At 41.7% G+C, this 13166-nt stretch carries 24 protein-coding genes; all 24 read left to right on the top strand.

Annotated features, from left to right (window positions below):
* Position 1 precedes the first annotated feature (1 nt).
* The 24 genes from rplV to rplQ all read left to right on the top strand — a co-directional run bounded on the left by rplV (position 2) and on the right by rplQ (position 12769).
* Positions 2-364: a 50S ribosomal protein L22 gene (gene rplV, locus P2W76_RS07540; protein ID WP_276347082.1), complete on the top strand. Its 363-nt coding sequence runs from the start codon at positions 2-4 to the stop codon at positions 362-364.
* A gap of 6 nt (positions 365-370) precedes the next feature.
* Positions 371-1231, top strand: a complete 861-nt coding sequence (rpsC, locus tag P2W76_RS07545) for a 30S ribosomal protein S3 (protein ID WP_276347084.1) — start codon at positions 371-373, stop codon at positions 1229-1231.
* Positions 1232-1340: 109 nt separating this feature from the next.
* Positions 1341-1763: a 50S ribosomal protein L16 gene (gene rplP, locus P2W76_RS07550; RefSeq protein WP_079702234.1), complete on the top strand. Its 423-nt coding sequence runs from the start codon at positions 1341-1343 to the stop codon at positions 1761-1763.
* 85 nt (positions 1764-1848) lie between these two features.
* Complete coding sequence (rpmC, locus tag P2W76_RS07555; protein WP_079702233.1) at positions 1849-2085, top strand: 50S ribosomal protein L29; 237 nt, start codon at positions 1849-1851, stop codon at positions 2083-2085.
* A gap of 13 nt (positions 2086-2098) precedes the next feature.
* Complete coding sequence (rpsQ, locus tag P2W76_RS07560; RefSeq protein ID WP_079702232.1) at positions 2099-2353, top strand: 30S ribosomal protein S17; 255 nt, start codon at positions 2099-2101, stop codon at positions 2351-2353.
* 1 nt (position 2354) lies between these two features.
* Positions 2355-2723, top strand: a complete 369-nt coding sequence (gene rplN, locus P2W76_RS07565; RefSeq protein WP_008244575.1) for a 50S ribosomal protein L14 — start codon at positions 2355-2357, stop codon at positions 2721-2723.
* Positions 2724-2725: 2 nt separating this feature from the next.
* Positions 2726-3067 carry a 50S ribosomal protein L24 gene (gene rplX, locus P2W76_RS07570; protein WP_346429825.1) on the top strand — a complete coding sequence of 114 codons (342 nt, stop codon included), beginning with the start codon at positions 2726-2728 and terminating at the stop codon, positions 3065-3067.
* A complete protein-coding gene (gene rplE, locus P2W76_RS07575; protein ID WP_276347090.1) occupies positions 3067-3633 on the top strand; it encodes a 50S ribosomal protein L5 in 567 nt (188 codons plus the stop codon). Before rplX ends, rplE begins: the two co-directional genes overlap by 1 nt.
* Positions 3633-3902 (top strand): 30S ribosomal protein S14, encoded by a 270-nt coding sequence (gene rpsN / locus P2W76_RS07580; protein WP_276347091.1) that lies wholly within the window; start codon positions 3633-3635, stop codon positions 3900-3902. Before rplE ends, rpsN begins: the two co-directional genes overlap by 1 nt.
* A 172-nt stretch (positions 3903-4074) precedes the next feature.
* Positions 4075-4476: a 30S ribosomal protein S8 gene (rpsH, locus tag P2W76_RS07585; RefSeq protein ID WP_276347589.1), complete on the top strand. Its 402-nt coding sequence runs from the start codon at positions 4075-4077 to the stop codon at positions 4474-4476.
* 14 nt (positions 4477-4490) lie between these two features.
* Complete coding sequence (gene rplF / locus P2W76_RS07590) at positions 4491-5048, top strand: 50S ribosomal protein L6 (RefSeq protein WP_276347093.1); 558 nt, start codon at positions 4491-4493, stop codon at positions 5046-5048.
* 5 nt (positions 5049-5053) lie between these two features.
* On the top strand, positions 5054-5407 hold the full coding sequence (gene rplR, locus P2W76_RS07595) for a 50S ribosomal protein L18 (protein WP_276347094.1): 354 nt from the start codon (positions 5054-5056) through the stop codon (positions 5405-5407).
* A gap of 11 nt (positions 5408-5418) precedes the next feature.
* Entirely contained in the window at positions 5419-5937 is a 519-nt protein-coding gene (gene rpsE, locus P2W76_RS07600; RefSeq protein ID WP_079702225.1) for a 30S ribosomal protein S5, read from the top strand.
* Positions 5938-5942: 5 nt separating this feature from the next.
* Positions 5943-6122: a 50S ribosomal protein L30 gene (gene rpmD / locus P2W76_RS07605; RefSeq protein ID WP_276347095.1), complete on the top strand. Its 180-nt coding sequence runs from the start codon at positions 5943-5945 to the stop codon at positions 6120-6122.
* 4 nt (positions 6123-6126) lie between these two features.
* The gene (gene rplO / locus P2W76_RS07610) at positions 6127-6573 is read left to right on the top strand and encodes a 50S ribosomal protein L15 (RefSeq protein ID WP_276347097.1); all 447 of its coding nucleotides are present in this window, start codon (positions 6127-6129) and stop codon (positions 6571-6573) included.
* Positions 6574-6581: 8 nt separating this feature from the next.
* The gene (secY, locus tag P2W76_RS07615) at positions 6582-7910 is read left to right on the top strand and encodes a preprotein translocase subunit SecY (RefSeq protein ID WP_276347098.1); all 1329 of its coding nucleotides are present in this window, start codon (positions 6582-6584) and stop codon (positions 7908-7910) included.
* Positions 7911-7914: 4 nt separating this feature from the next.
* Positions 7915-8700 carry a type I methionyl aminopeptidase gene (map, locus tag P2W76_RS07620; RefSeq protein ID WP_276347100.1) on the top strand — a complete coding sequence of 262 codons (786 nt, stop codon included), beginning with the start codon at positions 7915-7917 and terminating at the stop codon, positions 8698-8700.
* A gap of 158 nt (positions 8701-8858) precedes the next feature.
* Complete coding sequence (gene infA, locus P2W76_RS07625; protein WP_026897900.1) at positions 8859-9077, top strand: translation initiation factor IF-1; 219 nt, start codon at positions 8859-8861, stop codon at positions 9075-9077.
* Positions 9078-9084: 7 nt separating this feature from the next.
* Positions 9085-9201 (top strand): 50S ribosomal protein L36, encoded by a 117-nt coding sequence (rpmJ, locus tag P2W76_RS07630; RefSeq protein WP_079702220.1) that lies wholly within the window; start codon positions 9085-9087, stop codon positions 9199-9201.
* Positions 9202-9306: 105 nt separating this feature from the next.
* Complete coding sequence (rpsM, locus tag P2W76_RS07635) at positions 9307-9684, top strand: 30S ribosomal protein S13 (protein ID WP_276347101.1); 378 nt, start codon at positions 9307-9309, stop codon at positions 9682-9684.
* 181 nt (positions 9685-9865) lie between these two features.
* Entirely contained in the window at positions 9866-10255 is a 390-nt protein-coding gene (rpsK, locus tag P2W76_RS07640; protein WP_276347102.1) for a 30S ribosomal protein S11, read from the top strand.
* Between the two features lie 72 nt (positions 10256-10327).
* On the top strand, positions 10328-10936 hold the full coding sequence (gene rpsD, locus P2W76_RS07645) for a 30S ribosomal protein S4 (RefSeq protein ID WP_276347103.1): 609 nt from the start codon (positions 10328-10330) through the stop codon (positions 10934-10936).
* A gap of 102 nt (positions 10937-11038) precedes the next feature.
* The gene (locus P2W76_RS07650; RefSeq protein WP_276347104.1) at positions 11039-12031 is read left to right on the top strand and encodes a DNA-directed RNA polymerase subunit alpha; all 993 of its coding nucleotides are present in this window, start codon (positions 11039-11041) and stop codon (positions 12029-12031) included.
* An 81-nt stretch (positions 12032-12112) separates the two neighbouring features.
* On the top strand, positions 12113-12769 hold the full coding sequence (gene rplQ / locus P2W76_RS07655) for a 50S ribosomal protein L17 (RefSeq protein ID WP_276347106.1): 657 nt from the start codon (positions 12113-12115) through the stop codon (positions 12767-12769).
* Positions 12770-13166 lie beyond the last annotated feature (397 nt).

Consider the following 13166-nt stretch of genomic DNA (forward strand, 5'->3'; position numbering starts at 1 on the left):
AATGGAAGCAATAGCAAAATTAAACGATTGCCCTACCTCACCGCGTAAGATGAGATTGGTTGTTGATCTGATCAGAGGTGAACGGGTTGAGAAGGCTTTATATATTTTGAAGTATACCAATAAGGAAGCTGCAATAAGAGTTGAGAAACTATTATTATCAGCTATCAAGAATTGGGAGTCTAAAAATGAAGGCCAGCGTCCTGAAGACAATGAATTGTATGTAAAGACAATCATGGTTGACGGCGGGCGCCAGTTAAAAAGATTAAGACCAGCTCCTCAGGGACGCGGACATAGGATTCGTAAACGTTCTAACCACGTAACACTGATAGTTGATAGTAAAAACACTGAACCAAAAACTAAGTAAGGAGAAATGGGACAAAAAGCACATCCGATAGGAAACAGATTAGGAATCATCAAAGGTTGGGATTCTAATTGGTTCGGTGGAAACGATTACTCTGAGAAATTAGTTGAGGACGAAAAGATCAGGAAATACCTGGCTGCACGTATCTCAAAGGGCGGTATCTCGAAAGTAGTTATCGAGCGTACTTTGAAACGTATCACCATTACTATTCACACTGCCCGTCCGGGTATCGTGATTGGTAAAGGCGGACAGGAAGTTGATAAGATCAAAGAAGAGCTTAAAAAGCTGACTAAGAAAGACGTACAGATCAACATCTTTGAGATCAAGCGTCCGGAATTAGACGCACAATTAGTTGGAGAAGGTGTTGCTAAGCAATTAGAAGCAAGGATCTCTTTCCGTCGTGCCATGAAGACTTCAATCGCATCAACCATGCGTATGGGAGCTGAAGGTATCAAAATTATGTGTTCAGGTCGTTTAGGTGGTGCTGAGATGGCACGTACCGAGCAATATAAAGATGGACGCGTTCCATTGCATACATTCCGCGCTGATATTGATTATGCTTTATCAGAAGCTTTAACTACTTACGGTAAAATAGGTGTTAAGGTATGGATCATGAAAGGCGAGGTTTACGGTAAACGTGATCTTTCTCCTAACATCGGTCAGACAACCGGAGTAAAAGGAAGAGGCCCTGAAGGTGCCGCACCATTTGCTGGCGGAGCTGACAGACGTGGCGGTGGCGACAGACGCGATAGCCGTGGCGGCGGAGACAGAAGAGGCGGTGATAACCGTGGCGGTGGCGCTAACCGTGGTGGCGGCCCAGGCCAGAACCGCGGCGGAAATGCTGGCGGTGGTTTCAGAGGTAAGAAATAATTAGTTATACGTAGTAAGTTCTACGTCCTACGTTATACGTTATACGTGCAAGCGCACCCAGACGTAAAACGTACAACGTAAAACGTACAACTCAAAAAAGAATAAGAACATGTTACAGCCAAAGAGAACGAAGTTCAGAAAGATGCAGAAGGGCAAAATGAAAGGTCTGGCCGGTCGCGGTGCAGAACTTGCCTTTGGTTCTTTCGGAATTAAATCATTAGAGCCGGCCTGGATCACCAGTCGTCAGATAGAAGCTGCCCGTATTGCCGTTACCCGTTTCATGAAACGTGAAGGCCAGGTTTGGATCCGTATTTTCCCGGACAAACCAGTTACGAAAAAGCCAGCTGAGGTACGGATGGGTAAGGGTAAAGGTGCTCCTGAGTATTGGGTAGCAGTTGTAAGACCTGGCAGAATGATCTTCGAAGCTGAAGGCGTGCCTTTGGAAGTTGCGAAGGAAGCAATGCGTTTAGCTGCTCAGAAATTACCAGTACAAACGAAGTTCGTTATTAGAAGGGATTTTGTAGAAGCATAAAGGTTATAAGTGATAGGTTTTAAGTTATAAGTCTCCGATTTTCAACTTTCAACTTTCAACTTTCAACTTTCAACTGAAAAGAAAAATGAAAAACTCAGAAATACAGGAGCTATCAACTGAAGAAGTGGTAGCCCGAATTAATGAAGAGAAGGCTAATCTCACCAAACTAAAATTTGCACATACTGTATCTGCAATTGAGAATCCGACAAGGATCACCAAGGTTAGAAAAGATGTAGCACGTTTAAACACAGAATTGACTAAGCGCAAAGCGGAAGCAGCAAAAGCTGCAGCATCTGCGGAGCCAGAGTCCGCTTCTGAATAAATAAAAGTCCAAAATGGAAAGACAATTAAGAAAAACAAGAACCGGGTTGGTAGTAAGCAACAAAATGGAGAAATCTATAGTAGTTGCGGTTGAAAGGAAAGTGAAGCACCCGATCTATGGTAAGTTTGTTAAGAAAACTACCAAATTTATGGCTCATGACGAGACTAACACTTGCGGTATCGGCGATACAGTGTTAATTATGGAAACTCGTCCGCTGAGTAAGACCAAGAACTGGAGATTAGTGGAAATTTTAGAAAGAGCTAAGTAACATGGTACAACAGGAATCAAGACTGAATGTTGCTGACAACAGTGGAGCTAAAGAAGTTTTAGTGATCCGTGTTTTAGGTGGTACCGGTAAGCGTTACGCATCCATAGGTGACAAAATAGTTGTCACTGTAAAAAGTGCGCTTCCATCAGGGAACATCAAAAAAGGAACTGTCTCTAAGGCGGTTGTTGTGAGAACAAAAAAAGAGATCAGGCGTAAAGACGGATCATATATCCGCTTTGACGATAATGCAGCTGTATTGCTGAACGCTCAGGACGAGCCGCGTGGAACACGTATCTTCGGCCCTGTAGCAAGAGAGCTACGTGAGAAGCAATTCATGAAGATTGTATCATTAGCACCGGAGGTTTTGTAAAAATGGAAAAGAAGATAAAATCACAGCCTAAGCTGAAGATCCGTAAGGGTGACCTGGTACAAGTTACTGCAGGTGACTCTAAAGGAAAACAAGGAAAGGTTCTTGAAGTAGTTTTAGCTACTAACAGGGTTATAGTTGAAGGCGCTAACATGGTGTCTAAACATACAAAACCAAATGCAGCAACTCCGAATGGAGGTATAGTTAAAAAAGAAGCCAGTCTTCATGTTTCCAACGTTATGCTGGTTGACGCGAAAAGCGGAAAACCTACACGTGTTGGCAAACAGAAAAATGCAGATGGCAAATCAATTCGCATCGCTAAAAAATCTGGGGAGGAAATTAAGTAATGGCTTACGCACCAAGATTAAAAACAAAATATAACGAGGAGATCATTACCGCTTTGAAGGATAAATTCCAGTATAAAAGTGTAATGCAAGTTCCCCGTCTGCAAAAGATCGCTATCAACCAGGGTGTTGGTGCTGCGTCTACAGACAAAAAGTTAATTGATAATGCAGTTAATGAGATGACGACCATTACCGGTCAGAAAGCCGTTCCTGCAAAATCAAAGAAAGATATTTCTAACTTTAAATTACGTAAGGGAATGCCGATTGGTGTTCGTGTAACTTTACGCGATAATAACATGTATGAGTTCCTTGATCGTTTGATCGCTGTAGCTCTTCCGCGTATCCGTGATTTCAAAGGTATTAATGATAAAGGTTTTGATGGCCGCGGAAATTACACGTTAGGTGTAACTGAGCAGATTATCTTCCCTGAGATAAATATCGACCAGATCAATAAGATCCTGGGAATGGATATTACATTTGTAACTACTGCTAAAACTGATGTTGAAGCATTAGAATTATTGAAACAATTTGGTTTACCATTTAAGAACCAGAACCCAACTCAACAATAATGGCTAAAGAAGGTGTAAAAGCGCGTGAAGTGAAACGCGCCAGATTAGTTGCCAAACACGCAGAAAAGAGAGCAGCATTAAAAGCAGCCGGAGATTTCGAAGGTCTTGATAAATTACCTAAGAACTCTTCACCGGTACGTTTGCACAACCGTTGTAAATTAACGGGCCGTCCGCGTGGTTATATGCGTCAATTCGGTATTTGCCGGGTTGTTTTCCGCGATATGGCTTTGGCAGGTAAGATTCCGGGAATCCGTAAGGCTTCCTGGTAATTTGGGAGTTGTACGTGATATGTTGTACGTTATACGTTTTAAGGCGGGTAACTTATAAACTTCTACACTCCAACTCAAAACTGACGTAAAACGTAGAGCGTATAACGTTAAACTTAGTGAGTATTAACCGATGGCAGGTCCCTGAACCGGAAACCACCATCACAACAAATAAATAATGAATACAGATCCAATAGCAGATTACCTTACACGGGTAAGAAACGCCATCAAGGCTAACCACCGTGTAGTTGAAATTCCTGCATCGAACCTGAAAAAAGAAATGACTAAAGTTCTTTTTGACAAAGGTTACATCACTAATTACAAGTTTGAAGATACTACAGCTCAGGGAACGATCAAGATCGCTCTGAAATACAATCCGATAACTAAAATATCAGCAATCCGTAACATTTCGCGTATCAGCAGACCCGGTCTGAGAAGATATGCCGGAGTTGAGAATATGCCACGTGTATTAAATGGTTTGGGTATCGCTATCCTTTCTACTTCTAAAGGTGTAATGACCGATAAAGAAGCTAAGAGCCTGAATATCGGTGGTGAGGTTTTATGTTACGTTTATTAATAGGAGGATAGAAGATGTCAAGAATAGGAAAAGCCCCGATTAATATTCCAGCTGGTGTTACAATATCAGTTGATGATCAGAATGTAGTAACTGTTAAAGGTCCTAAGGGTGAATTAACCCAGGATGTGGATTCTGATATTAAATTAGTACAGGAGGACGGAATACTTACAGTGCAACGCCCTTCTGAGCAAAAACGTCACAAAGCATTGCACGGTTTATACCGTTCATTGATCAATAACATGGTTGTTGGTGTAACTGAAGGTTACAAAACAGAGCAGGAGCTTGTGGGCGTTGGTTATCGTGCTACAAACGTAGGTAACACACTTGACCTTGTATTAGGTTTCTCTCACCACTTTGTGTTTGAGTTGCCGAAGGAGATTAAAGTTACTACAGCATCTGAAAAAGGTAAGAACCCGATTATTACCTTAGAGAGTATAGACAAACAATTACTTGGACAGGTAGCAGCGAAGATCCGTTCGTTACGTGCACCAGAGCCTTATAAAGGTAAAGGTATCAAGTTTGTTGGTGAAGTGTTAAGAAGAAAAGCTGGTAAATCAGCCGCTAAAAAATAATCATCATGGCAGGAATTAAATTATCTCGCAGAGAGCGAATCAAAAAGGGAATCAGAAAGAGATTAACCGGTTCTGCTGAGCGTCCACGCTTATCTGTTTACAGAAGCAACAAAGGGATCTATGCTCAGATTATCGATGATAACAGCGGAAAAACTATCGTTTCAGCATCGTCTTTATCAAAAGATTTCACAGCAGGCGGTAACAAGTCTGACCAGTCTAAAGCAGTAGGTAAATCAGTAGCAGAGAAAGCGATCGCAGCAGGTGTTAGCACCGTAGTGTTCGACAGAAATGGTTACCTGTACCACGGCCGTGTTAAATCACTGGCAGAGGGTGCACGTGAGGCTGGTTTAATATTTTAATCTGAATTAAGATGTCAACAATCAATATAAAAAGAGTAAAATCAAGCGAGATCGAGTTAAAAGACCGCTTAGTTAGCATCCAGCGTGTTGCTAAAGTTACCAAAGGTGGACGTACCTTCAGTTTTTCTGCTATCGTTGTGGTAGGTGATGAGAACGGGGTTGTAGGTTTTGGCCTTGGTAAAGCAAAAGAGGTTACTGAAGCGATCGCAAAAGGTATCGATGATGCTAAAAAGAACCTGGTAAAGGTTCCGGTAATCAATGGAACTGTACCTCACGAGCAGATCGGTAAGTATTCAGGCGGTTTCGTATTCATTAAGCCAGCAGCGCCCGGTACCGGTGTAATCGCAGGTGGTGCGATGCGTGCTGTACTTGAAAGCGCCGGTGTACATAACGTACTTGCAAAGTCAAAAGGTTCATCTAACCCGCATAACGTGGTTAAGGCAACTGTATTAGCATTATCACAACTACGTGATGCTTATACTGTAGCTCAGCACCGCGGTGTGGATCTTAAGAAAGTATTTAACGGATAATCATCATGGCTAAGATTAAAATAACCCAGATCAAAAGCGTTATCGATAGAAGCGAGCGCCAGAAAAGAACCATGCAGGCATTGGGATTGAAAAAGATCAATCACTCTGTAGAGGTGGAAGCCAATCCAGCGATTATCGGAATGGTGAGAAAAGTTAATCATTTAGTAGCAGTAGAAAGTATCTGATATCATGAACTTAAGTAACTTGAAACCTGCAGAAGGTTCAACAAAAAATAGAAAGCGTATCGGTCGCGGTACCGGTTCGGGTCGCGGTGGAACTTCCACCCGCGGTCACAAAGGTGCGGGATCACGTTCTGGTTATACCAGTAAGGTGGGTTTTGAAGGTGGTCAGATGCCTTTGCAACGCCGGTTACCTAAAGTAGGATTTAACCCTATTAACCGCACGGAATATGTAGCCATCAATCTTGATGCTTTACAGAAACTTGCTGAAACATATAATTTAACTGCAATTGATTTTGATACATTCAGAGAGCACGGTTTAGCTTCAAAGAATGACCTGATCAAGATCTTAGGCAGAGGAGAAGTTAAGGCTAAACTTGATGTTAAAGCTCATGCTTTCTCTGAAGCAGCTCAAAAAGCAATCGAAGCTGCTGGTGGTGCAATAGTTAAATTGTAATATTACACATGAAGAAGCTTTTTACAACGCTATCCAATATCTGGAAGATTGAAGACCTGAGAGCGCGGATCCTTTTCACGCTCTTATGCCTTTTAATTTATAGGATAGGATCATTTATAATTATACCTGGTGTCGATGCAACAGCATTGCAGGATTCACAGGCTAAAGATGGACTTCTTGGATTGTTGAATATGTTTGCTGGAGGTTCTTTCTCCCGTTCATCCATATTTGCGTTGGGAGTAATGCCATATATATCTGCTTCCATCGTGGTGCAGTTATTAGGCATCGCTGTTCCTTATTTCCAGAAGCTTCAGAAAGAAGGTGAAAGCGGACGTAAAAAGATCAATCAGGTAACACGTTATCTGACCATTATCATCACAGCTTTACAAGCTATGGGATATGTGAAAACACAGATAGCTCCTGAAGCACGCTTGTTGGCAGAACCACTATTTACCATATCGTCAATGTTCGTCCTTACAGCATCAACGATGTTCGTGGTATGGCTGGGAGAGAAGATCACCGACAAAGGGATTGGTAATGGTATATCAATGATCATTATGGTGGGTATCATAGCCCAGTTACCATTCGGTTTATTATCCGAATTCAACTCCCGTATGGGAGCACAAGGAGGATTAATTACCTTCATCGTTGAGCTTGCTGCATTATTCCTGGTGGTGATGTTTACGATACTTATCGTTCAGGGTGTTCGTAAGATACCTGTACAGTATGCCAAGAAGATCGTTGGAGCAAAACAATATGGTGGTGTGCGTCAGTATATTCCGTTAAAGGTTAATGCTGCTGGTGTTATGCCGATCATTTTCGCGCAGGCGATCATGTTTATTCCGACTACCATCAGTTCATTCTTTCCATCAGTTCAGTCTTCGTTCCTGGCATCATTCAGCGATTATACCTCATTGACGTATAACCTGACCTTTGCCTTTATGATCATTGCCTTTACATTCTTTTATACAGCCATCACCGTTAATCCGGTTCAGATGTCTGACGATATGAAAAAGAATGGCGGTTTCGTTCCCGGTGTTAAGCCAGGGGCTACCACAGGTCATTACATCGATGCTGTGATCTCCAAGATCACATTGCCGGGATCTATATTTCTGGCCATTATTGCAATCTTGCCGTCGATCGCTATTATATTAGGTGTCAACAGCCAGTTTGCCCATTTCTATGGTGGTACTTCGCTGCTGATCCTCGTGGGGGTTGTATTAGATACTTTACAGCAGATCGAAAGCCATTTACTGATGCGTCATTATGATGGATTGATGAAGACCGGCAGAATTAAAGGACGTACGCCAGTAGCTGCCGGTGGCCCGGTGATTTAGGCTCATGTCAAAAATTTACTTTAAGTCTGCTGAGGATATAGAAAAAATAAGAGAAAGTTCTCTTCTTGTATCCAGAACCCTGGCTGAAATAGCTAAGGTTATCAGAGAGGGTTTAAAAACTATAGAGCTTGATAAGTTAGCAGAGACTTTTATCCGTGACAACGGGGGAGTCCCTGCTTTCTTAAATTATAACGGTTTCCCCTCTTCACTTTGTATTTCTTTAAATGATCAGGTGGTCCACGGTTTTCCCAGCAATTATGAGATCAGGGACGGGGATATTGTTTCTGTCGATTGCGGAGTAGTGCTGGATAGTTTTTATGGCGACTCTGCTTATACATTTCCGATCGGTAATGTGGATGCCGGGACTTTAAAGCTTTTGGAGGTAACCAAAGAATGTCTTGACCTCGGCTGTAAGAAGGCAGTAGTCGGTATGAGAATTGGAGATGTAGGATATGCCGTACAGGAGCATGCTGAAAAGAATGGGTTTGGAGTGGTAAAGGAACTGGTAGGACATGGTGTGGGGGTTAAGCTGCACGAGAAGCCTGAAGTTCCGAATTACGGTAAACGCGGTTCGGGAATAAAGCTGGAAGAAGGAATGGTAATAGCGATAGAGCCGATGATCAACGGCGGGAAAGCGGGAGTAAAGTTTTGGGAGGATGGATGGACCGTGAGCACTGTTGATAAAAAACCTTCTGCTCATTACGAACATACAGTTGCAGTAAAAAAGGGAAGTCCTGACGTGCTGTCGACGTTTAGCTATATCGAAGAAGTTTTAGTACAAAAGCATTAAAATATTAAAAATTTTATTTAATTTTGCATCCCTGTTCCGATGGGGCAAATGAGGTAAAAGCCAGATTGTAAAGGGTTGTTTTAGAGATAGATTATACAAAAACTGGTTTCTCTGGCCTTTAGGAGTAGAAAAAGACGTAAGAGAAATCGATATAATATATGGCCAAACAGGCTTCAATTGAACAAGACGGTATAATCAGGGAAGCATTGTCTAATGCAATGTTTCGGGTTGAACTTGAAAACGGACATGAGATCATAGCGCATATCTCAGGAAAGATGAGAATGCACTACATCAAAATTTTACCTGGAGATAAGGTGAAGCTGGAGATGTCGCCGTATGATCTGAGTAAGGGCAGAATAACATACAGATATAAATAGAATAAAGATGAAGGTTAGAGCATCAATTAAAAAGCGTAGCGCTGATTGTAAAGTGATCCGTCGCAAAGGGGTACTTTATGTGATCAACAAAAAGAATCCTAAGTACAAGCAACGTCAGGGATAATATTAATAGTTATACGTTGTACGTTATACGTGATACGTCTGGGCGGTTAGCACAGCGTTTAGTAACGTAGAACGTAGAACGTAGAACGTACAACTTCAACAAAATATGGCAAGGATAGCAGGTATTGATTTACCAAGAAACAAAAGAGGAGAGATCGGACTTACTTACATCTTCGGTATCGGAAGGTCAACCGCAAAGCGGATTTTGGCCGATGCTGGTATTGATGTAAATATTAAAGTTCAGGATTGGACGGATGATCAGTTAGCATCAATTCGTGGTTTCATTAATGATGAGATCAAAGTTGAAGGTGCTTTACGCTCCGAGGTGCAGTTAAACATCAAACGTTTGATGGATATCGGTTGTTACCGCGGATTACGTCACCGTAAAGGATTACCTGTACGCGGTCAACGTACCAAGAACAACTCACGTACCCGTAAAGGAAAGCGTAAGACTGTAGCTAACAAGAAAAAAGCAACTAAGTAAGATATGAGATATGAGATTTGAGATATGAGAGTATTTCGAATTTCGATCTCGGTTAATTAACAAATTAAGCGGATATGAAGTTTCGGATCCAACGGGGTCATACTTCATGATTAAAACAAGAAATAGATATGAGTAAAGAGTGTGTCTCACATCTCAAGTCTCACATCTCAAATCTAATAAAATGGCAAAAACTAAAAAAGTAACCAAGAAGCGTGTTGTTGTAGTAGAACCAATCGGTGAAGCTCATGTAAACGCTACATTTAACAATATCATTATCACTCTGACTAACCTTCAGGGTCAAACCATCAGCTGGTCATCTGCCGGTAAAATGGGTTTCAAAGGTTCCAAGAAGAACACTCCTTACGCTGCCGGGCAAGCTGCAAGTGATTGCGCTAAAGTGGCACATGATCTTGGCCTTCGTAAAGTTCAGGTATATGTTAAAGGTCCAGGTTCAGGCCGCGAGTCAGCTATCCGTACTCTGCAGACTGCCGGAATCGAGGTTACTACTATCCAGGACATTACTCCGCTTCCGCACAACGGTTGCCGTCCTCCAAAAAGAAGAAGAGTTTAATCAATTAATAAATAGTTTTAAAGCTAAGATTCTTCAGCTACAGGCTGGATGATACTTTAAGAACACACAACCATGGCTAGATACACCGGACCAAAGTCCAAAATCGCCCGTAGATTCAGAGAACCAATTTTCGGTCCTGATAAGGCATTAGAAAGAAAAAATTATCCTCCGGGAATGCACGGAACCTCGAGAAAAAGAGGAAAGCAATCAGAGTTTGCTGTGCAGTTGATGGAGAAGCAAAAAGTTAAATACACTTACGGTGTATTAGAGCGTTACTTCGAGAATCTTTTCCACAAAGCATCTGCTAAGGAAGGAATTACTGGTGAGAACCTTTTGAAATTCCTCGAAGCCCGTTTAGATAATACTGTTTACCGTTTGGGAATTGCTCCTACCCGTTCTGCTGCACGTCAGTTGGTGGGCCACAAGCATATTACTGTTAATGGTGAGGTTGTGAATATTGCTTCATATGCATTACGTGCAGGCGATGTTATCGCTGTACGTGAGCGTTCAAAATCTCTTGAAGCTGTTTCTAATTCTGTAGCAGCGAGAACAATAAACAAATTCAGCTGGTTAGAATGGGATGCTAATACCTTAACAGGTAAGTTCCTGAACTACCCAAGCCGCGATGAGATTCCTGAAAACATCAAGGAAAATCTTATCGTCGAGTTATACTCTAAATAAGATATGGGAAATGAGATATGAGCAATGAGACTGACACAAAGCTCATATCTCATATCTCACATCTCATATCCCACATCCATTAACAATAAACAAATTAGATAAATGGCAATCTTAGCATTTCAGAAACCTGATAAAGTTATCATGCAGAAATCTACGGATTTCGACGGGACATTCGAGTTCAGACCATTAGAGCCTGGCTTCGGTGTTACCATTGGTAATGCTTTACGGAGAATACTTTTATCTTCCCTGGAAGGTTTTGCAATCACCTCTGTGCGTTTTTCAGGTGTATCTCATGAATTCTCTACCATTAAAGGTGTGGTGGAAGACGTAACTGAGATCATCCTTAACTTAAAGCAGGTTCGTTTCAAAAAGACTGGTGAGTCTGGCGATAGTGAGAAGATCTTCGTGATCATCAATGGAAAAGACCAGTTCAAAGCCGGAGATATTACTAAGTTCTCCAATAACTTTACTGTTCTGAATTCTGATATGGTTATCTGTAATATGGAATCTTCAGTAACTCTGGAGATCGAATTAACAGTTAACAAGGGAAGAGGTTACATTGCTGCAGAGGAAAATAAGAACGCAGACGCCGCTCTTGGTGTCATAGCAATTGATTCGATCTATACGCCGATCAAGAATGTTAAATACACGATAGAGAACTTCCGGGTAGAGCAAAAGACTGATTACGAGAAATTGGTTCTGGACATCACTACTGATGGTTCAATTCATCCTGAAGAAGCTTTGAAAGAAGCCGCAAAGATCCTGATCCATCACTTCATGTTATTCTCTGACGAGAACATTATGCTTGAGTCTCAGGCAAAAGAGGAAACCAAAGAAGTTGATGAGGAAATCCTTCACATGAGGAAGATCCTTAAAATGGAACTGGTAGACCTCGATCTTTCTGTTCGTGCATTGAATTGCCTAAAAGCAGCGGATATCCGTTCATTAGCAGATCTCGTTTCATACGATGTTGCTGATATGCTGAAATTCAGAAACTTTGGTAAGAAGTCACTTACTGAGATCCAGGATCTGGTAAAATCTAAAGGCTTGTCATTTGGCATGAACCTTTCGAAATTTAAATTAGACGAAGAATAATAATATAATAATAAGCGAAATGCATAATTCCCGATCCCGAAAGGTTGATTGACGGTATGCACGTGCAAAATCTAACAAACAATGAGACACGGTAAAAAAGTAAACCATTTAAGTCGTACAGACAGTCATCGTAAAGCGATGCTGGCAAATATGGCTTCTTCGCTTATCCTACACAAGCGCATTACAACTACACTGGCTAAGGCGAAAGCTTTACGTGTGTATGTTGAACCTATCATCACAAAATCAAAGGATGACACTACTCACTCACGTCGTACAGTATTCAGTTACTTACAGAACAAAGAAGTAGTTTCTATTCTTTTCCGTGATGTAGCTGCAAAAGTTGCAAGCCGTCCGGGTGGTTATACCCGTATCCTTAAGATGGGAAACCGTCTTGGTGATAATGCATCAATGGCTTTGATCGAGCTGGTAGATTACAATGAAATTTATACTTCAGGTGATGTAGCTGCCACAGAGAAAAAATCTACACGTCGTCGTGGTTCAAAAGCTAAGAAATCTGACGGTGCTGTTGCTGCTAAAGCTCCGAAAGCTGAAGCTGCTCCGGTAGCAGAAGAAGTCGCTGTTGAAGAAACGCCAATTGCTGAAGTAGTTGAAACTGCACCGGTTGCAGAAGAAACAGTTGCAGAAGAAGTTGCTGTCGCTGAAGAAGTGCCTGCTGCCGAAGAGGCTCCTGAAGCTCCCGCAACAGAAGGTGATGATACAGAAGAGAAAAAAGCTTAATAGCTTTTTTAAGCTAAATGAAAACCCGTTCTGAGAAGAGCGGGTTTTTTTTATCACTTAGCTCGCTATGATATATTATGTTTTAGCCATAAGTCAAGCCAGAGGCTGTCGTCGCGGGGAAGCACTCCTAAGTCTGCCTCAGCAGGCAATCAGTTCGTCCGGGGGGCGGATAGTTCGCGCTAACATATCCCTCCCACCTTTATCGAAACGGCAGTTCAAAGTGTCCATACTAATTCGGAATTCTTAATTTTTAACTCGCAATTGACATCCCTGCCATCCTGTCATTTTAAAAACACTTTGATTGTTTGGTAATTAATACTCTAAATGACAAAATACTGTCATTATATGTCCCTGACCGATTTGGCACAACGCTTGATAATTACTCCATAGAAAACTA

The organism is Daejeonella sp. JGW-45 (genome assembly GCF_029360805.1).
Taxonomy (GTDB): domain Bacteria; phylum Bacteroidota; class Bacteroidia; order Sphingobacteriales; family Sphingobacteriaceae; genus Daejeonella.

What these genes read in the sequence shown, in the direction of transcription:
- rplV (WP_276347082.1), top strand. Translation starts at nt 2, where the DNA reads ATGGAAGCAATAGCAAAATTAAACGATTGCCCTACCTCACCGCGTAAG.
- rpsC (WP_276347084.1), top strand. Translation starts at nt 371, where the DNA reads ATGGGACAAAAAGCACATCCGATAGGAAACAGATTAGGAATCATCAAA.
- rplP (WP_079702234.1), top strand. Translation starts at nt 1,341, where the DNA reads ATGTTACAGCCAAAGAGAACGAAGTTCAGAAAGATGCAGAAGGGCAAA.
- rpmC (WP_079702233.1), top strand. Translation starts at nt 1,849, where the DNA reads ATGAAAAACTCAGAAATACAGGAGCTATCAACTGAAGAAGTGGTAGCC.
- rpsQ (WP_079702232.1), top strand. Translation starts at nt 2,099, where the DNA reads ATGGAAAGACAATTAAGAAAAACAAGAACCGGGTTGGTAGTAAGCAAC.
- rplN (WP_008244575.1), top strand. Translation starts at nt 2,355, where the DNA reads ATGGTACAACAGGAATCAAGACTGAATGTTGCTGACAACAGTGGAGCT.
- rplX (WP_346429825.1), top strand. Translation starts at nt 2,726, where the DNA reads ATGGAAAAGAAGATAAAATCACAGCCTAAGCTGAAGATCCGTAAGGGT.
- rplE (WP_276347090.1), top strand. Translation starts at nt 3,067, where the DNA reads ATGGCTTACGCACCAAGATTAAAAACAAAATATAACGAGGAGATCATT.
- rpsN (WP_276347091.1), top strand. Translation starts at nt 3,633, where the DNA reads ATGGCTAAAGAAGGTGTAAAAGCGCGTGAAGTGAAACGCGCCAGATTA.
- rplF (WP_276347093.1), top strand. Translation starts at nt 4,491, where the DNA reads ATGTCAAGAATAGGAAAAGCCCCGATTAATATTCCAGCTGGTGTTACA.
- rplR (WP_276347094.1), top strand. Translation starts at nt 5,054, where the DNA reads ATGGCAGGAATTAAATTATCTCGCAGAGAGCGAATCAAAAAGGGAATC.
- rpsE (WP_079702225.1), top strand. Translation starts at nt 5,419, where the DNA reads ATGTCAACAATCAATATAAAAAGAGTAAAATCAAGCGAGATCGAGTTA.
- rpmD (WP_276347095.1), top strand. Translation starts at nt 5,943, where the DNA reads ATGGCTAAGATTAAAATAACCCAGATCAAAAGCGTTATCGATAGAAGC.
- rplO (WP_276347097.1), top strand. Translation starts at nt 6,127, where the DNA reads ATGAACTTAAGTAACTTGAAACCTGCAGAAGGTTCAACAAAAAATAGA.
- secY (WP_276347098.1), top strand. Translation starts at nt 6,582, where the DNA reads ATGAAGAAGCTTTTTACAACGCTATCCAATATCTGGAAGATTGAAGAC.
- map (WP_276347100.1), top strand. Translation starts at nt 7,915, where the DNA reads ATGTCAAAAATTTACTTTAAGTCTGCTGAGGATATAGAAAAAATAAGA.
- infA (WP_026897900.1), top strand. Translation starts at nt 8,859, where the DNA reads ATGGCCAAACAGGCTTCAATTGAACAAGACGGTATAATCAGGGAAGCA.
- rpmJ (WP_079702220.1), top strand. Translation starts at nt 9,085, where the DNA reads ATGAAGGTTAGAGCATCAATTAAAAAGCGTAGCGCTGATTGTAAAGTG.
- rpsM (WP_276347101.1), top strand. Translation starts at nt 9,307, where the DNA reads ATGGCAAGGATAGCAGGTATTGATTTACCAAGAAACAAAAGAGGAGAG.
- rpsK (WP_276347102.1), top strand. Translation starts at nt 9,866, where the DNA reads ATGGCAAAAACTAAAAAAGTAACCAAGAAGCGTGTTGTTGTAGTAGAA.
- rpsD (WP_276347103.1), top strand. Translation starts at nt 10,328, where the DNA reads ATGGCTAGATACACCGGACCAAAGTCCAAAATCGCCCGTAGATTCAGA.
- P2W76_RS07650 (WP_276347104.1), top strand. Translation starts at nt 11,039, where the DNA reads ATGGCAATCTTAGCATTTCAGAAACCTGATAAAGTTATCATGCAGAAA.
- rplQ (WP_276347106.1), top strand. Translation starts at nt 12,113, where the DNA reads ATGAGACACGGTAAAAAAGTAAACCATTTAAGTCGTACAGACAGTCAT.